Source organism: Micromonospora sp. CA-248089, assembly GCF_050948515.1.
Lineage (GTDB): Bacteria > Actinomycetota > Actinomycetes > Mycobacteriales > Micromonosporaceae > Micromonospora.
The window spans coordinates 4,448,400-4,465,220 of sequence record NZ_CP192016.1 but is presented as its reverse complement, the minus strand read 5'-3'; the positions used below and the strand labels follow the sequence as shown (position 1 = coordinate 4,465,220).

General features: G+C 73.2%; 14 protein-coding genes. 7 read left to right on the top strand and 7 right to left on the bottom strand.

Features of this window, described 5'->3' with window-relative positions; all coding sequences use genetic code 11:
- Positions 1-276 precede the first annotated feature (276 nt).
- From ACQP26_RS20840 to ACQP26_RS20830, 3 genes are all read left to right on the top strand, one after another.
- Positions 277-3,981 (top strand): M12 family metallo-peptidase, encoded by a 3,705-nt coding sequence (locus tag ACQP26_RS20840; RefSeq protein WP_433493774.1) that lies wholly within the window; start codon positions 277-279, stop codon positions 3,979-3,981.
- A gap of 85 nt (positions 3,982-4,066) precedes the next feature.
- Entirely contained in the window at positions 4,067-4,705 is a 639-nt protein-coding gene (locus tag ACQP26_RS20835) for an acVLRF1 family peptidyl-tRNA hydrolase (protein ID WP_281577258.1), read from the top strand.
- 162 nt (positions 4,706-4,867) lie between these two features.
- Positions 4,868-6,079, top strand: coding sequence for an RCC1 domain-containing protein (locus ACQP26_RS20830; protein ID WP_433493773.1), 1,212 nt, complete (start codon positions 4,868-4,870; stop codon positions 6,077-6,079).
- Positions 6,080-6,147: 68 nt separating this feature from the next.
- Here the strand turns inward: ACQP26_RS20830 and ypfJ are convergent, their stop codons facing one another.
- A complete protein-coding gene (gene ypfJ / locus ACQP26_RS20825; protein WP_433496175.1) occupies positions 6,148-7,062 on the bottom strand; it encodes a KPN_02809 family neutral zinc metallopeptidase in 915 nt (304 codons plus the stop codon).
- Positions 7,063-7,308: 246 nt separating this feature from the next.
- Here ypfJ and ACQP26_RS20820 point away from each other — a divergent pair, with 246 nt between their 5' ends.
- The 4 genes from ACQP26_RS20820 (at position 7,309) to ACQP26_RS20805 (ending at position 12,380) form a co-directional block, all read left to right on the top strand.
- Positions 7,309-8,916 (top strand): ABC-F family ATP-binding cassette domain-containing protein, encoded by a 1,608-nt coding sequence (locus ACQP26_RS20820; RefSeq protein WP_064445312.1) that lies wholly within the window; start codon positions 7,309-7,311, stop codon positions 8,914-8,916.
- A gap of 310 nt (positions 8,917-9,226) precedes the next feature.
- Positions 9,227-9,454, top strand: coding sequence for a helix-turn-helix domain-containing protein (locus ACQP26_RS20815; protein ID WP_007072022.1), 228 nt, complete (start codon positions 9,227-9,229; stop codon positions 9,452-9,454).
- 43 nt (positions 9,455-9,497) lie between these two features.
- Positions 9,498-10,265, top strand: a complete 768-nt coding sequence (locus ACQP26_RS20810) for an enoyl-CoA hydratase/isomerase family protein (RefSeq protein ID WP_433493772.1) — start codon at positions 9,498-9,500, stop codon at positions 10,263-10,265.
- Positions 10,266-10,397: 132 nt separating this feature from the next.
- A complete protein-coding gene (locus ACQP26_RS20805; RefSeq protein WP_269707059.1) occupies positions 10,398-12,380 on the top strand; it encodes an ABC transporter ATP-binding protein in 1,983 nt (660 codons plus the stop codon).
- Between the two features lie 70 nt (positions 12,381-12,450).
- On the opposite strand, the gene mug is transcribed toward ACQP26_RS20805, so the two are convergent.
- The 6 genes from mug to ACQP26_RS20775 all read right to left on the bottom strand — a co-directional run bounded on the left by mug (position 12,451) and on the right by ACQP26_RS20775 (position 16,773).
- On the bottom strand, positions 12,451-13,071 hold the full coding sequence (mug, locus tag ACQP26_RS20800; RefSeq protein WP_433493771.1) for a G/U mismatch-specific DNA glycosylase: 621 nt from the start codon (positions 13,069-13,071) through the stop codon (positions 12,451-12,453).
- A gap of 61 nt (positions 13,072-13,132) precedes the next feature.
- The gene (locus ACQP26_RS20795; RefSeq protein ID WP_433493770.1) at positions 13,133-13,894 is read right to left on the bottom strand and encodes an SDR family oxidoreductase; all 762 of its coding nucleotides are present in this window, start codon (positions 13,892-13,894) and stop codon (positions 13,133-13,135) included.
- 32 nt (positions 13,895-13,926) lie between these two features.
- Positions 13,927-14,373, bottom strand: a complete 447-nt coding sequence (locus ACQP26_RS20790; RefSeq protein WP_433493769.1) for a hypothetical protein — start codon at positions 14,371-14,373, stop codon at positions 13,927-13,929.
- Positions 14,370-15,188, bottom strand: a complete 819-nt coding sequence (locus tag ACQP26_RS20785; protein ID WP_433493768.1) for a DUF692 domain-containing protein — start codon at positions 15,186-15,188, stop codon at positions 14,370-14,372. The genes ACQP26_RS20790 and ACQP26_RS20785 overlap by 4 nt, the downstream gene beginning before the upstream one ends.
- Positions 15,185-16,096 carry a TIGR04222 domain-containing membrane protein gene (locus ACQP26_RS20780; RefSeq protein WP_433493767.1) on the bottom strand — a complete coding sequence of 304 codons (912 nt, stop codon included), beginning with the start codon at positions 16,094-16,096 and terminating at the stop codon, positions 15,185-15,187. The genes ACQP26_RS20785 and ACQP26_RS20780 overlap by 4 nt, the downstream gene beginning before the upstream one ends.
- Before the next feature lie 104 nt (positions 16,097-16,200).
- Entirely contained in the window at positions 16,201-16,773 is a 573-nt protein-coding gene (locus tag ACQP26_RS20775) for a TetR/AcrR family transcriptional regulator (RefSeq protein ID WP_194803152.1), read from the bottom strand.
- Positions 16,774-16,821: the final 48 nt, after the last annotated feature.

Below are 16,821 nucleotides of genomic sequence, written 5' to 3'. Positions count from 1 at the left end.
CGGCAGTTGCGGACGACGGAAGGAGCCGTTCCGGTTCCGCGTCCGACCACAGGTGCCCTTGGTCGTCAGGCCGGCCGTGCCGGGCCTGCGAAGCGCGGATCCCGCAAGCCGGGACGACCCGGATCACCGTCCAGACAGAACCGCATCCTCTTTGCGGGTGATGTTCGAAGTCGCGAGTGGTCCTAGGGTCACGGAACAATCCGTGGACCGTTCACGTACGGCCGGTCATCCCCGCCGGTCGCGCGTCAGTCCACATCGATCGAACAGGGAGAAAACTTGAGGATCACCCTGTGGCGTCCGCCGCGCGACCGGCAACCCGCCGGACGGTCTCGGCGCGGACGGACCGCTGCCCTCCTCGTCGCCGCGCTGGCCGCGGCGACGCTTCCCGTTCTGGCGGCGCCCGCGCCCGCCTCCGCCGCTCCCGGCGTCCACGGACCGTGGCAGAAGGTGGACGGCAAACCGGCGGCCACGAAGGCGGGCCGCAAGGCGGCGATCAAGGCCAAGCGACTGGCCGCGTACAAGCTGGACCGCGGCACCATGAAGGGCCTGTTGGACGAGGCGCCGGCGGAGAAGCGCGTGGCGGTCGCCCGCGTGCCGAAGCAGGTGGTGTCGCTGCCCGCTCCGGACGGCACGTTCCAGCGCTTCGAGCTGGTCGACTCGCCGGTCATGGAGGCCGGCCTGGCCGCGAAGCACCCGGACATCACCACGTACGCCGGCAAGGGCCTGGACGACCCGACCGCGACCATCCGGGCGGACCTCACCCCGCTGGGGTTCCACGCCTCGGTCCGCTCGGCGAAGGGCAACTGGTACATCGACCCGTACTACCAGCGCGACCAGAGCCTGTACGCGAGCTACTTCGCCCGCGACCTGGAGCACCCGGAGGGCGAGTTCGTCGAGCGTGAGGACGTCACGCAGGAGGCGCACGCGCTGGCCGAGGAGATCGCCGAGGCGGAGGTACCGGCCGGGCCGCTGGTGAAGCTGCGCACCTACCGGGTGGCGCTGGTGACCGACCCGTCGTACGCCACCTACTTCGGCGCGGAGAACGTCACCGCCGCGAAGGTGACGCTGATGAACCGGGTCACCCAGATCTACGAGGACGAGACCGCGATCCGGCTCGTCCTGATCAACGACACCGACAAGACGAACCTGAACACGCCGGCCCTGGCCACCGAGCCGAACGGCCCGTGCGGCGCGGCGGCCTGCTTCACGCCGGCGCAGCTCACCTCCTGCGGCGGCGGCACGCTCAGCCGTAACCGGATCGTGCTCGGCCAGCTGGTCGGCGCGAGCAACTACGACGTGGGCCACATCGGCCTGGGCGTCAACGGTGGCGGCGTGGCCAGCCTCGGTGTGATCGGCGGCAACGGCAAGGCGCAGGGCTGCACCGGCCTGCCGACACCGGTCGGTGACTTCTACGCGGTCGACTACGTCTCGCACGAGATGGGTCACCAGTTCGCCGGCAACCACACCTTCAACGGCACGCAGTACAACTGCTCGGGCGGCAACCGCAGCGCGGCCAACTCGTACGAGCCGGGCAGCGGTTCGTCGATCATGGCGTACGCGGGCATCTGCCAGCAGGACAACCTCCAGCCGCACAGCGACCCGTACTGGTCGCACCGCAGCTACACCGAGATCACCAACTACGTCACGTCGAACCGCCCGGCCATCAACGAGGTGCAGACCGTCTCGCTGTACGGGTTCGACGCCGACGGTGACTCGTTCACCGTCAGCTACGCGGGCACCGACTCGGCGCCGATCGTGCGGGGCGTCAACTACACCATCGCCGGCATCAAGGCCGCCATCGAGGGCATCGCCGGCTGGCCGGCCGGCGCGACGGTCACCGTGGCCGCCTTCGGTGGCAGCGGCACGCTCAACGACAACGGCTTTCAGGTGACCTTCGGCGGCACGCTGGCCACCACCAACGTGGCGGCGCTGGAGCTGACCAACGCCTCCGGTGCCTCCGGATTCGTCGGCGAGACCGCCAAGGGCGGCGCCATCGACAACGGCGGCTGGCTGGTCGAGGAGACCACCAACCACGCGCCGGTGGTCACCGTGCCGGACACCGTCACCATCCCGGTGCGGACGCCGTTCGCGCTGACCGGCAGCGCCACCGACGCCGACGGCGACACGGTGACGTACCTGTGGGAGCAGAACGACAGGGGCGCCACGACCGGCACCGCGCTGACGAACAACACGAAGGTCAACGGCCCGCTGTTCCGGGTGTTCAGCGAGGCGGCGATCGTGTCCCCGACGGACACCCTGAAGTACTACTCGCCGGGTCTGAACGCGGTCACCACCGACTCGACCCGGGTCTTCCCGGACATGCGGCAGATCCTGGCCGGCAACACCAACGCGGCCACCGGCGCCTGCCCGGCGGCCCCGGCACCCCCGGCCACCGGTGGCGCCTCGAACGTGCCGGCCGAGCTGGTCGACTGCTACTCCGAGTTCCTGCCCACCCGCGACTGGGTCGGCATCGCGGGCGACCGGACCCTGCACTTCAAGCTCACCGCCCGGGACGGGCGACTGGGTGGCGGCGGCATCGGCAGCGGCGACGTCTCCGTGGTGCTGGCGCCGGACGCGGGTCCGTTCCTGGTGACCTCGCAGGGCACCGGCGCGGTCCTGGACGGCGGCTCGGCCCAGACCGTGACGTGGGACGTGGCCGGCACCGACGTGGCGCCGGTGAACGCCGCGCAGGTGAAGATCTCGCTGTCCGCCGACGGCGGGCTGACCTTCCCGTACGTGCTGGCGGAGCAGACCGCCAACACCGGCTCGGCGACGGTGACGCTGCCGAACGTGGCGACCGGGAAGGCCCGGATCAAGATCGAGGCGGTCGGCAACGTCTTCTTCGACGTCAACGACGCCGACTTCACCATCCGGTCCGCCCCGGCCGTCACCAGCACCGCCCCGGACGGCGGCGTGAACGTGCAGTACAGCGACGCGCTCTCGCCCGCCGTCACGGTGACCGCCACCGACGGCGACACCACGGGCGCGGACCTGACCGTCGCCGCCACCGGGCTGCCCGCCGGCCTGTCCCTGGCCGTCACGAGCACCTCGGCGACGGACGCCCGCCCGGGTACGCGTACCTGGACGGTCGCCGGCACCACCATGGCGGCCCCGGGCGACTACCCGGTCACCGTGACCGTCTCCGACGGCTCCGGGCTGACCGGCAGCACCTCGTTCATCGTCACCGTCGCCCCGGAGGACGCGGCGGTCAGCTGGGCCGGTGACACGCTCGTGAACACCGCGACCGGCGGCACGTCGGGCCAGGCCCTGCTGCGGGCCGTGCTCCGGGACAGCTCGGTGCTGCCCGGCGCCCCGGACACCACCGCCGGTGACATCCGGACCGCCACCGTCACCTTCACCTCCGGCGGCGTGACGCTGTGCACCGCCGTGCCGGCCCTGCTCGGCACGGCGACCACCACCGCGTCCGCGGCGTGCACGGCCACCCTGCCGAAGGGCACGCACACCGTCACCGCGACCGTGGGCGGCACCTACACGGGCAGCACCACCGCCCAGGTGACGGTCGCCGTCTCCGACGGCGGGTTCCTCACCGGCGGCGGCGAGTTCACCGCCGCCCGCTCGGCGGGGGCATACCCGGCCGACGTGAACTCCACAGTCGAAGTGGAGCTGAACGCGAAGCCGGGCAAGGCGAACAAGCCCGCCACGGGCAAGGCCGAGGTCGAGTTCCGCTCCGGCGGGAAGGCGTACACGATCAAGGCCGGCCCCGTCGACGCGCTCGGCGTCACCTCGGCGGGCAAGGTCGCCCAGGTGCGCTACCAGGCCGCCCTGTACGACAACAAGGGCAAGCTGGTGGCCTCCGGCCTGACCCTGGCCGTGACGGTGACCGACCGGGGCGCCCCCGGTCGGAACGACACCGTCGGGGTGACGCTCTGGAACGGCCGCTCGCTGCTGTTCTCGTCCGACTGGACGGGCGGCGGCACCGCCGAGGTCAAACTGAAGGGCGGCAACCTCACCGTCCACTGATCCACGCGGTGGACGCGGGAGGGCACCGGTCACGGTGTCCTCCCGCGTTGCGTCCCCGGCTCCGTCGATGGCGTACCGTCGGGCCATGAGCAGCCGACCTGCCGCGGGGGGTGGCCGGTGGGTCGAGGTCGACCCCGGCCGCATCGCCCGCTGGGTCGAGGGCTTCACCGACCGGCACGGCCCGCCGACCACGACCGTGCACGAGTACGGGCTGCTGCTCACCGCCCCGGACGGCGCCACCGCCGAGTTGCACACCCCGCCCGGCGCGAGCGCGTCGGCGGACGTACCGGGATTCGTCGCCTCCGCGACGGCGGCCCGCCGGCTCGGTCTGCTCCTGGCCCGCAAGGGCGCTGTCGCGGTCGGCGTCGCCGACGGCACCGACCTGGTGGTCTCCAAGGTGGACACCCGGTACGTGCAGGGCCGGACCGCGGCGGGCGGCTGGTCCCAGCAGCGGTTCGCCCGGCGGCGCGACAACCAGGCGAAGGCCGCGCTGGGCGACGCGGCCGAGCTGGCGGTACGCCTGCTGTTGCCGGAGGCGGGCACGCTGGCGTCGCTGGTCTGCGGCGGCGACCGGCGCGCGGTGGACACGGTGCTGGCCGACCGCCGGCTGGCCCCGCTCGCGGCGCTGCGCGCGCCGCGCCTGCTCGACGTGCCGGAACCCCGGCACGCGGTGCTGGTGGCCGCCGTCGCCGCCGCCCGGGCGGTCCACATCCTGGTCCGCTGAACAGGAAAGATCACCTCAAGACGACTCAATCCCGCTTCTCGAAGGTGCATCGAATCGACTCGATGCCTATCGTCGGTGTCACGAAGCCGGGTCTCCGGGCGACCCGCAGGGCAGCTTCGCCTCCGCCATCACGTGCCGACATCGTTGGGAGAGAACAACTTCATGAGCGGATATCAGGACGGCCGGCTGCGTGCCCGGTGGCGCCGTGCGACGAGGCTCCTCGTCGCGGCGGCGGCGATGAGCGCCGGAAGCCTCGTGCTCACCACCGCACTCACGGCCGGTACGGCGAACGCGGGCCCGGCGCAGCGCGCCGCCCTCGCCGCGCCCACCGTCAGCAGCGTCACCGCGGGCGGCGCACACACGTGCGCGATCAGCACCGACGGGGGACTGTGGTGCTGGGGCTCGAACTACGGCGGTCAGCTCGGCGACGGGACCGCCACGAACCGCAGTGCCCCGACGCAGGTCGGCACCGCCACCTGGACGAACGTCGACGCCGGCTCCGGGCACACCTGCGCGGTCCGCACGGACGGGACGCTGTGGTGCTGGGGCTCGAACTTCCGGGGCCAGCTCGGCGACGGGAGCACCACCAGCCGCAGCACCCCGGTGCAGGTCGGCACCGCGACCACCTGGGCCCGGGTCGACGCCGGCCCCCAGCACACCTGCGCGATCCGCACCGACGGCACGCTCTGGTGCTGGGGCTTCAACCGGACCACCCAGCTGGGCGTCGGCGCCTCGCCGTACGTCGCGAACACCCCGCTGCAGGTCGGCACGGCCACCGACTGGGTGAGCGTCTCGACCGGCTACGGGCACACCTGCGGCATCCGGACCGGCGGCACGCTCTGGTGCTGGGGGGCCAGCTCGGACGGCCAGCTCGGGCTCGGCAACCTGACGCCCCAGACCGCGCCCGCGCAGGTCGGCACCGCGACCGGGTGGACCGGCGTCGCGGCCGGGTACGCGCACACCTGCGGGGTCCGCTCCGGCGCGCTGTGGTGCTGGGGTGAGAACGGCTACGGGCAGCTCGGCGTGAGCGGCACCTACCGGACCGCGCCGGTGCAGATCGGCACCGCCACCACCTGGAACCGGATCGCCGCCAGCAGCGACACGTCCTGCGCGTCGCGTACCGACGGCACCCTGTGGTGCTGGGGCAAGAACTCGGCCGGCCAGGTGGGCGACGGCAGCACCACCCACCGGTCCGCGCCCGCCCAGGTCGGTAGCGCCACCAGCTGGACCGGCGGCCTCGCGGTCACCGATCACGGCTGCGCGATCCGTACCGACGCCGGCCTGTGGTGCTGGGGCGACAACAGCGGGGGCCAGCTCGGTGACGGGACGACCGTCAACCGGTCCACCCCGGGTCAGGTGACGCTGCCGGCCTGACCGCCCCGGAAACGACATCGGCCCGCACCGCCGTCTGCGGCGGTGCGGGCCGATGCGGTCTGCGGGGATCAGGCCCCCGAACCGAAGGTGTCGCAGGACTTCGGGTCACCGGTGTTGAAGCCCTTGGTGAACCACTGCTTGCGCTGCTCCGAGGTGCCGTGGGTGAACTCGTCCGGGTTCACCGGCCGGCCGGAGCGCTCCTGGATCGCGTCGTCGCCGATCTTCTCGGCGGCGTCGATGGCCTGCGAGATGTCCTCCTCGGTGATGCTCTTGAAGATTTTCTGCCCGCGGTCGTCGGCGGTGCCGGTGGCGTTCTTCGCCCACGCGCCGGCGTAGCAGTCGGCCTGCAGCTCGAGCTTCACCGACAGCGCGTTCGCGCTCTGCGGGTCGCGCTCCTGCTGGCGGCGCATCTGCGCCTCGGTGCCGAGCAGGTCCTGCACGTGGTGGCCGTACTCGTGGGCCAGCACGTACGGCTGGGCGAACTCGCCCTTGGCGCCGAGCTGGTCGGCCAGCAGCCGGTAGAACGTGAGGTCGATGTAGACCTGGTCGTCGGCCGGGCAGTAGAACGGGCCCACGCCGGAGTCGGCGGCGCCGCAGGCGGTGCTGACGTTCTGGCTGAAGAACACGGTCTTCGACGGCTTGTACTGCTCGCCGAACGCCTCCGGCATCGCGGTACGCCAGTACGCCTGGATCGAGTTGACGTAGAGGGTGTTGCGGCAGTCGAGCTGCTCCAGTGCGTCCTGTGCCGAGCACTTCTGCTCCAGCGAGGTGTTGTCGCCCTGCTCGGAGCCGCCGCCGTTGGTGGCGGCGTTGAGGCCGAAGCCGCCGCCCACCAGGGCGACCAGTACGGCGATGATGATGCCCACGATCCCGCCCCGGCCGCCGCCGATCGGGATCGGAATGCCCATCCCGCCGCCTCCGCCGGACCCTCGCCGGTCGTCCACCTGGCTGGTGTCGACCCGCGCGTTCTCGTTCAGCTCCATGTTGACCCCGATCACCGATGTGTCCGTTTGTGATGGTTGCGGTACCGGACCGGGTCCGGACGGCGGGTTTCGTACCCGATGATCTTGCGCGGTAATCCGGGGGAGGGGGCCCGCGGGGACCGGTACACTTGCCCCCGTGCTGCGCTGCGAAGGCTGAACCGCCCCGCGCCGACGGGAAATTCCACCCGCCGGCGCTTTCGCGTGCCCTGAATCAGCCCTTCCGGACCCGAGAGCGAGTACTCCGAGATGATCACTGCCACCGGCCTGGAACTGCGCGCCGGTTCCCGGATTCTGCTGTCCGACACCACCCTGCGGGTGCAGCCGGGGGACCGGATCGGCCTGGTCGGCCGCAACGGCGCCGGCAAGACCACCACCCTGAAGGTGCTCGCCGGGGAGGGGCAGCCGTACGGCGGCCAGATCGACCGGCGCAGCGCCATCGGCTACCTGCCGCAGGACCCGCGTACCGGTGACCTGGACGTCACCGGCCGGGACCGGGTGCTCTCCGCCCGCGGGCTGGACGTGCTCATGGCGCAGATGAAGGAACTGGAGAACAAGCTCGCCGAGGGCGCCGACGACGAGCGGCTGGTCCGCCGCTACGGCGCGCTGGAGGACCAGTTCGCCTCGCTCGGCGGCTACGCGGCCGAGGCCGAGGCGGCCCGCATCTGCGCCAACCTCGGCCTGCCCGACCGCGCCCTGGCGCAGACCATCGGCACGCTCTCCGGCGGTCAGCGCCGCCGCATCGAGCTGGCGCGGATCCTGTTCCGCGACGCCGGTGAGAACGGCGGCGGCATCCTGCTGCTCGACGAGCCCACGAACCACCTCGACGCCGACTCGATCACCTGGCTGCGCGGGTTCCTCGCCAACCACAAGGGCGGCCTGATCGTGATCTCCCACGACGCCTCGCTGCTGGAGGCCGTGGTCAACAAGGTCTGGTTCCTGGACGCCACCCGGTCCGTGGTCGACACGTACAACCTGGGGTGGAAGGCGTACCTGGAGGCGCGCGAGACCGACGAGCGGCGCCGCCGCCGGGAGCGGGCAAACGCCGAGAAGAAGGCCGGCGCCCTGATGGCGCAGGCGGACAAGATGCGGGCCAAGGCCACCAAGACCGTCGCCGCGCAGAACATGGCCCGGCGCGCCGAGCGCCTGCTCTCCGGCCTGGACGAGGTCCGCGTCGCGGACAAGGTCGCGAAGGTGCGGTTCCCGAGCCCCGCGCCGTGCGGCAAGACGCCGCTGACCGCGACCGGCCTGTCCAAGTCGTACGGGTCGCTGGAGATCTTCACCGACGTCAACGTGGCGGTCGACCGGGGTTCCCGGGTGGCCATCCTCGGCCTCAACGGCGCCGGCAAGACCACGCTGCTGCGGATGCTCGGCGGGCTGCTGGAGCCGGACACCGGCGAGGTACGCCCCGGGCACGGGCTGCGGCTGGGCTACTACGCCCAGGAGCACGAGACGCTCGACGTGGACCGGACGATCCTGGAGCACATGCGCAGTGCCGCGTCCGACCAGACCGACACCGACCTGCGCAAGATCCTCGGCGCGTTCCTGTTCTCCGGCGAGGACGTGGACAAGCCGGCCGGTGTGCTCTCCGGCGGCGAGAAGACCCGGCTGGCGCTGGCCACGCTGGTCTGCTCCGGCGCCAACGTGCTGCTGCTGGACGAGCCGACGAACAACCTCGACCCGGTCAGCCGGGAGCAGGTGCTCGACGCGATCGCCCGCTATCCGGGCGCGATCGTGCTGGTCACGCACGACCCGGGCGCGGTCAGCGCACTCAAGCCGGACCGCGCGATCCTGCTGCCCGACGGCGACGAGGACGCCTGGTCCGACGACCTGCTGGAGCTGGTCGAGCTGGCCTGACCCCGCCCGCCCTCCTCCCCCCCACCCCCCAGGGCGCTCTGCTGGTCGATCATGAAGTTGGCGGCATTTTTGGAGATCCACATCGCCGTCAACTTCATGATCGACGGGGTGGGGGCGACCGTGGTGCCGCGTGTCGCTCGTCCGGCGGGGCGGTACGGATCAGCCGACCGGAAGGATCACTCTATCGGGAAGCTGACATTGCGTAGCGTGTCGGTTGGCGAATAGTTGATATCTGGCGCATGATCGTCCGAGGCGGTCTAATAGGTGGGACCGTATCCGAACCGCACAGTCTGGGACGTGAGGAATCAGCATGGCAGCCACCGGCACAGCCACCAGCACTGAGAAGGGTCGCCGGATCGTCGGGGCCGAGCGTCAGACGCTCGCCAAAGACCTGGTAAAGCGGTACACCGGCGGAGAGAGCATTCGTGCTCTGGCGGCCTCGACCGGCCGTTCCTACGGGTTCATCCACCGGGTGCTCACCGAGTCCGGGGTGCAGCTGCGGCAGCGCGGCGGCGCCCGGCGCCGGAAGAAGGCGTGACCCGCCCCCCAGCGTCGTCCACCAGCGCGTTGCGGGGCGTCCGGTGACCGCCGAGACGACCGGAGTGCGCTTCGACTGCGACGGGCCGGTCGCGACGGTGACGTTGTGCCGGCCCGACGTACTGAACGCCCAGACCCCGGCGATGTGGCGCGCGATGAGTGACTTCTCCCGCGACCTGCCCGGCGACGTGCGCGTCGTCGTCGTACGCGGGGAGGGGCGCGCCTTCTCCGCGGGCCTGGACCTGGCGGTCGCCGGTGCGACCGGGCCGGGCTCCTTCGCCGAGCTGGCCGCGATGCCGGAGGCGGAGTGCACCGACCGGATCGCCGACTACCAGGGTGGGTTCACCTGGCTGCACCGGCCGGACGTGGTGTCGATCGCCGCCGTGCAGGGCCACGCCATCGGTGCCGGCTTCCAGCTGGCGCTGGCCTGCGACATGCGGGTGCTCGCCGCCGACGCGAAGCTCTCGATGGCCGAGGTGACCCTCGGCCTGGTTCCCGACCTGGCCGGCACGCGCCGCCTGGTCGAGCTGGTCGGCTACTCCCGGGCGCTGGAGATCTGCGCCACCGGCCGCCGGATGGACGCCGCCGAGGCGGACCGGATCGGCCTGGCCACGCTCGTGGTGCCGAACGACGAGCTGGACGGCGCCGTGCGTGATCTGTCCGCCGGGCTGCTCGCGAACAACCGGGACGCGATCGTCGAGATCAAGGCGCTGCTCGCGGGCGCGGCCGTACGCTCGCACGCCGAGCAGCAGCGCGCCGAGCGGGAGGCGCAGACCCGGCGGATCCGGGACCTGGCCGGGCGGGGCGAATAGCCGGTACGGCGATTTCGTAAGGACCGTCCGGGAAGATCTGGGTTACTCGCGAGGTTGTCACAGGCGTCGGGAGAATGGACTCCGACGGTTCATGCTGCCCCGACGACCCGGAGGTGACGAGTGTCCCACCCGATGGCCGGCGGCGGCATGGGCGGCTGGAGCATGCTCCGGTCGCTGCGCAACCGCGACGAGGTCTCCGCACACGAGCTCAAGCGCGGCACCGCCCGGCGGATCGTCGCGTTCGCCCGGCCCTACCGGCGCGACATCGTCGTCTTCCTGATGACCGTGGTCATCGCCGCGGTGATCGGCGTGGCCACGCCGCTGCTCGCCGGCGACGTCATCGACGCGATCGCCGGCGGTGGCCCCGACGCCCGCTCGACTGTGGTCCGCCTCGCCCTGATCATCGCCGCGCTCGCCGTGGCCGACGCGCTGTTCTCGCTGGTCCAGCGGTGGTATTCGGCCCGCATCGGCGAGGGCATCATCCTCGACCTGCGCACCCGGGTGTACGACCACGTCCAGCGGATGCCGCTGCAGTTCTTCACCCGCACCCAGACCGGCGCCCTGGTCAGCCGGCTCAACAACGACGTGCTCGGCGCCCAGCGGGCGTTCACCTCGACGCTGTCCGGCGTGGTCAGCAACGTCATCCAGCTCGTGCTCACCGCCGGGGCGATGCTCGTGCTGTCCTGGCAGATCACCGTGCTGGCGCTGGTGCTGCTGCCGATCTTCATCATCCCGGCTCGCCGGGTCGGCCGGCGACTGGCCGAGATCACCCGCGAGTCCTACAACCTCGACGCCAAGATGAACGCCACGATGACCGAGCGGTTCGGCGTCGCGGGCGCGCTCCTGGTCAAGCTGTTCGGCGCGCCGGAGGTGGAGGCCGACCGGTTCGCCCGCCGGGCCGAGCGGGTGCGCGACATCGGCATCCAGTCCGCGATGTACTCGCGGACGTTCTTCGTGGCGATGCTGCTCGTCGCGTCGCTGGCCCAGGCGCTGACGTACGGCGTCGGCGGCTGGCTGGCCGTCACCGGTGCGGTCAGCGCCGGCACCGTGGTCAAGCTGGCACTGCTGCTGACCCGCCTCTACGGCCCGCTGACCGCCCTGTCGAACGTCCGGGTCGACGTGATGAGCGCGCTCGTCTCCTTCGACCGGGTCTTCGAGGTGCTCGACCTGCGCCCGTCCATCACCGAGAAGCCGGACGCGGTGCCGGTGCCGCGCGGCAACGGCCGGGTCGAGTTCCGCGACGTGCGGTTCCGTTACCCGAGCGCCGCCGAGGTGTCGCTCGCCTCCCTGGAGGAGGTCTCGACCCTCGACCGGACGGTCAACGAGCCGGTGCTCAAGGGCGTCTCGTTCGCTGTCGAGCCGGGGCAGATGGTGGCGCTGGTCGGCCCCTCCGGGGCGGGCAAGTCGACGCTGTCCATGCTCATCTCCCGGATCTACGACGTCAGCGACGGCCAGGTGCTCGTCGGTGGCGTCGACGTACGGGACGCCACGCTCGCCTCGCTGCGCGACGAGATCGGCGTGGTCACGCAGGACTCGCACCTGTTCCACGAGACGATCCGGGAGAACCTGCGCTACGCCAAGCCCGACGCCACCGACGACGAGATCTGGGCGGCGCTTGCCGGTGCGCAGGTCGCCGACCTGGTCCGGGCGCTGCCCGACGGGCTCGACACGACGGTCGGGGAGCGGGGCTACCGCTTCTCCGGCGGCGAGAAGCAGCGCATCGCCATCGCCCGGCTGCTGCTCAAGGCTCCGTCGATCGTGATCCTCGACGAGGCCACCGCCCACCTGGACTCGGAGAGCGAGGCGGCGGTGCAGCGGGCGTTGTCGGTGGCGCTGACCGGGCGTACCGCACTGGTCATCGCCCACCGGCTCTCCACCGTCCGCGACGCCGACCAGATCCTCGTGCTCGACGAGGGCCGGATCGTGGAGCGCGGCCGGCACGACGAACTGGTGGCCGTCGGCGGCCTGTACGCCGAGCTGTACCGCACCCAGTTCGCGGTCACCGACTCGCCCGCGCCCCACGCCGAGGCCGAGCAGCCCGAGCCGGTGGTGACCACCGTGCCGATGGGCACCTACGTCGCCCACGAGGCCATGCCCCCGGCCGCTGCCAACTAGCGGACCGGCCAGGCGGCGCTCCCGGCGCCGGCCGAGCCGGCGGTGGCCCGGCCGGCACCGGGCCGACGCCCTAACCCGTGACGACCGCGGCGCGCAGCTCGGCGAACGCGGCACCCAGCGTCTCCGGGGTGAAGTGGGCGTTCAGACCGCTCGGGTTGGGCAGCACCCAGAGCCGGGCCGCCGCGAGCGTCTCCGCCTGCGGCCCGAACGCGGCCTTGGGCCGGGCGAACCCGATCCGGTACGCGGTCACCCCGACAACCGCCACCCAGCGGGGCCGGTAGCGTTCGACCTTCGCGGTGAGCGTGGCGGCGCCGTCGACCAGTTCGTCGGCGGTGAGTTCGTCGGCGCGGGCGCTGGCCCGGGCCACCATATTGGTGATGCCGAGGCCCAGCGCCGGAAGCGTGTCCTGTTCGCTGGGGTGCAGCAGCCGCGGCGTGAAGCCGCCCCGGTGCAGGGCGGGCCAGAACCGGTTGCCCGGGCGGGCGAAGTGCCAGCCGGTGGCCGCCGACCACAGGCCCGGGTTGATGCCGACGAACAGCACGTCCAGACCGGGTGCGATCACGTCGGGCAGCAGCCGGTCGGCCGCCGCCGCGAGCTGCTCCCGGCTGGGCCGGGGGTGGCGGCGGGCGGGCGTCCCCGGTCCCGGCGCCGCCTCGGGCCGCTTACCGGCCGGTCGCCGCCGATCGGTCACCGGCCCACCGACCCGGGAAGCCGGCCGGGCGGCGCCGCCGGCGCGGGAAGTCCGGCCACTGTCACAGCCCGCGCAGCGCGCCGCCGTCGACCGGGACGGTGATCCCGGTGACGTACCCGGCGGCGGGGGAGAGCAGGAACGCGGCCACCTTTCCGAACTCCGCCGGGTCGCCGATGCGCCGGAGCGGGATCGCCGCCTCGGCCTGCGCGCGGGCCCGCTCGGGGTCGCCGGAACCGGCCAGCAGCTCCCGGTTGCGGTCGGTCATGATCCGTCCCGGCAGCAGGCTTACCACGCGTACGCCGCGCGGGCCGAACTCGTCCGCCATGTCCTTGGCCACGCCGGCGAGGCCCGGCCGCAGGCCGTTGGAGATGCCGAGACCGGGCAGCGGTCCGCGTACCGAGGTGGACAGCACCAGCCCGATCGCGCCGCCGTCGGTGAGTGCTCCGGCCACCGTGCGGGCGAGCCGGACGCTGCCCAGGAAGACCGTCTCGAACGACTCGCGCCACTGCTCGTCGGTCACGGTGGCGGCGGTGCCGGGCGGCGGGCCGCCGACCGAGATCAGCGCGCCGTCGAGGCGGCCGAAGTGTTCGCGGGCGGCGGCGACGAGCCGCTCCGGGGTGGCGGGGTCGGTGAGGTCGGCGGCCAGCCCGATCGCGTGCTGCGGGCCGCCGAGCGCCTCGATCGCGGCGGCCACCCGTTCCGGGGTACGCGCGGAGATGACCACCCGGGCGCCGTCGGCGACGAGCTGTTCGGCGGTGGCGAAGCCGAGGCCGCCGGAGGCGCCGGTGAGCACGTACACCCGGTCGCCGAGTCCGAGATCCATGCACCGATCCTGCCGTACCCGGCGGGTGCCTGTCAGCGTGGGGCGGGCCGCAGCAGGCGTACCCGGCCGGCGACCTGAACCGCGACGGCGCCGCCGGTCCGGGCCAGGGCCGGCAGGCGGCGCGGCCGGGGCGGGCGGCGGCCGTCGTAGCGGCTCGCCGCCTCGCGCACGGCCAGCTCGTCCGCGCCCAGCGGCGGCAGCGCGTCCCGCTCGCGCAGGTCGCGGGCCAGGTCCCAGCCGTCGCGCAGCGAACCGTTCGTGGGGCGGCCGTCGGCCCAGGCGGCGAACGCGGCCGTCCAGCCGGGGCCGAGACCGGCGGCGAGCAGCGGCCAGTGCCGGGCCACGTCGCCGGCCCGCTTGCGCAGCAGCGCCCGGCGGGCCGCCTCGACCGGCGCCGGGGCGAAGCCGGGCGGCAGCGGCCCACCGGCCACCAGTGCGGCGACCAGCTCGGCCTGCCGGGCCGCCAGGTCGCCGCTCACGTGACCACCGGGTGGCCGGACGCGGCGGCCAGGGCGTCCAGTTCGCCGCGCAGCTCGGCGGCGGGCGGGTAGTGCCCGTCGCGTTCCAGCAGCAGCGCGGGCGGCCGGCGCCTGGTGCACAGCTCGCGGACCAGGCCCAGCACGGCGGCGGGCACCGGGTCGGTGTGCGTGTCGTGGTAGAAGCCGCCGTGCTCGGCGCCGCCCGCGACGTGCACGTAGGCGATGCGCTCCAGCGGCAGCCGGTCCAGCAGGGCGGCCGGGTCACCGCCCCGGTTGCGGGCGTTGGCGTGCACGTTCGCCACGTCGAGCAGCAGCAGCGCGCCGGTGGCGTCGAGGATCTCGGTGAGGAAGTCGGCCTCGTCCAGTTCGTCGTCCGGCCAGTCGAACAGCGCCGCGATCGGTTCCAGGGCCAGCGGCACCGGCAGTTCCGCCTGCGTCCGCCGCACGTTGGCCACCACCGCCGCGACCGCCTCGCGGCTGCGCGGCAGCGGCAGCAGGTGACCGGCCTCGAGGCCGCCGGCCCGCACGAACGCGATGTGCTCGCTCACCAGCGGCGCGTCCAGGGCCGCGGCCACCCCGGCCAGGTGCGCCACCCGGGCCCGGTCGACCGGCTCCGCGCCGCCGAGGGACAGCCGCACCCCGTGGGGTACGACGTCCACGCCGCGTTCGCGCAGCTCGGCGAGCCCGTCCGGGAGCGGCCCGGCGGTCGCGACCGCCTCCGCGACCACCTCGACGAAGCGCAGCCCCGGCAGGCCGGCCACGAAGCCGGCGATCTCGGGGCGCCAGCCGATGCCGACGCCGGACGGGCCGGTCATCCGCCGCACCCGCCTCCGCCGCAGCCACCGCCTCCGCCGCAGGAGCTGCCGCCTCCGCAGGAGCTGCCGGCGGTCGCCCCGCCGCCGCAGGAGGTGCCGGAGCTCGCGCCGCCCGCGTTGCCCATCGCCTGCCGCTGGATCTCGGCCTGCTCCGCGAAGCCCGGATCCATCGTCCAGAGCGTGGCGGTGCCGAACAGCGCCACGCCCAGTGCCACCTCGGTCGGGCCGTACGTGGTGTACGCGGGCCCGGCGGCCGGCCGCAACCAGGTGTGCCGGCGGCGCATGTCGTTCAGCGCGGCGGTGGCCGCCCGGGTCCGCCACGGCACGCGATTGAGCAGCAGGAACGCGAGGCCGAGCGGGAACAGGCTGAGCAGCAGCCAGCCGGTGGGCCGATCGTTGAGCATCCCGGAGATCGCGCGCACGATGCCGATCGCCAGCAGGGCTCCGATCAGGAGCGCGCCGCGCCGCAGCGTCCGGCGCCGCTCCTGGTCCAGGGCCAGGCCCCGGCGGACCAGGCCGTCGCGCAGGCCGTCGAGGGCACGCCGTACCCAGTCGTCGGCCGCCAGGTCCCGGGTACGCAGACCGCGGCTCGCCGCGTGGTGGACCGCCTGGTCCAGCGGGGTGGCCCCGGCCGGCAACGGGCCGCCGGTGGTGAGCCGCCGGTCCGGTCGTACGCCGACCGCGCCCGCATGGCGCAGCCCGCCCAGCGCGGCCCAGACGGCGAGCTGGTCGCCACCGTTGAGGTAGGCGACCTGCTGCGGCCCCAGGTCGCCGTGCACGTTCACCGGCGTGCCGGCGAGCATCCGCCGCCGGTAGACGACCGCGCCGATGACCAGGACGACGGCGAGCAGGAGGTACCAGCGCAGGAATACGGGGCCGGGGATGCCCCAGGTGTCGGAGGGGGTCATCGTCTGCTCCTGTCGCGAGGAGGGGTCGCGGCTCATTGTGGAGCAGGCGCGCCAGAGTCGATCTCCTGGCGGGGCGTAGTTACCGGACCGAGACCGGCACCGGCTCAGTGCCGGCGGACGGCCTCCTCGACCAGGTCGAGCACCCGGGCCAGGTCGCCGGCCGGCCGGCCCATCGCCAGGTGCAGCACGAGCCCGTCGTAGGCCAGCTCCAGGAACTGGGCCAGCACGTCGATCGGCACGTCGTCGCGGAGCACACCCGCCTCGCGCTGCCGCAGCAGGCGCTCCCGGGTGGCCGCGGCGATGGCCTCGGAGCGCTCCGCCCAGCGCTTGGCGAAGGCGGGGTCGGTGCGCAGCCGGCGGGAGACCTCCAGCTGGCTGCCGAGCCAGCCGGTGGTGTCCGGCGAGACGGCCCGGGCGAGCAGGTCGCGCATGACCTGCACCAGGCCGTTACGGGCCACCGTCTCCACCATCGCGGCGGCGTCGTCCTCGGCCACGGCGAGGAACAGCGAGTCCTTGTCGCGGAAGTGGTGGAAGATCGCGCCACGGGACAGGCCGGTGGCCTCCTCCAGCCGCCGCACGGTGGCGCCCTCGTAGCCGTGCCGGGCGAAACACGCCCGCGCCGCCGCGAGGATCTCCTGCCGGCGCGCGTCGAGCTGGTCCTGACTTACTCTGGGCACGAACGGATCGTCGCAGGTGGAACCGCGTGATGCAAACCGTACGTACGG

Coding starts and splice junctions, on each gene's coding strand:
- ACQP26_RS20835 (WP_281577258.1), top strand. CDS start 4,067: ATGAGCAGCCGACCTGCCGCGGGGGGTGGCCGGTGGGTCGAGGTCGAC.
- ACQP26_RS20795 (WP_433493770.1), bottom strand. CDS start 13,894: ATGGATCTCGGACTCGGCGACCGGGTGTACGTGCTCACCGGCGCCTCC.
- ACQP26_RS20820 (WP_064445312.1), top strand. CDS start 7,309: ATGATCACTGCCACCGGCCTGGAACTGCGCGCCGGTTCCCGGATTCTG.
- ACQP26_RS20805 (WP_269707059.1), top strand. CDS start 10,398: ATGGCCGGCGGCGGCATGGGCGGCTGGAGCATGCTCCGGTCGCTGCGC.
- ACQP26_RS20830 (WP_433493773.1), top strand. CDS start 4,868: ATGAGCGGATATCAGGACGGCCGGCTGCGTGCCCGGTGGCGCCGTGCG.
- ypfJ (WP_433496175.1), bottom strand. CDS start 7,062: ATGGAGCTGAACGAGAACGCGCGGGTCGACACCAGCCAGGTGGACGAC.
- ACQP26_RS20815 (WP_007072022.1), top strand. CDS start 9,227: ATGGCAGCCACCGGCACAGCCACCAGCACTGAGAAGGGTCGCCGGATC.
- ACQP26_RS20785 (WP_433493768.1), bottom strand. CDS start 15,188: ATGACCGGCCCGTCCGGCGTCGGCATCGGCTGGCGCCCCGAGATCGCC.
- ACQP26_RS20780 (WP_433493767.1), bottom strand. CDS start 16,096: ATGACCCCCTCCGACACCTGGGGCATCCCCGGCCCCGTATTCCTGCGC.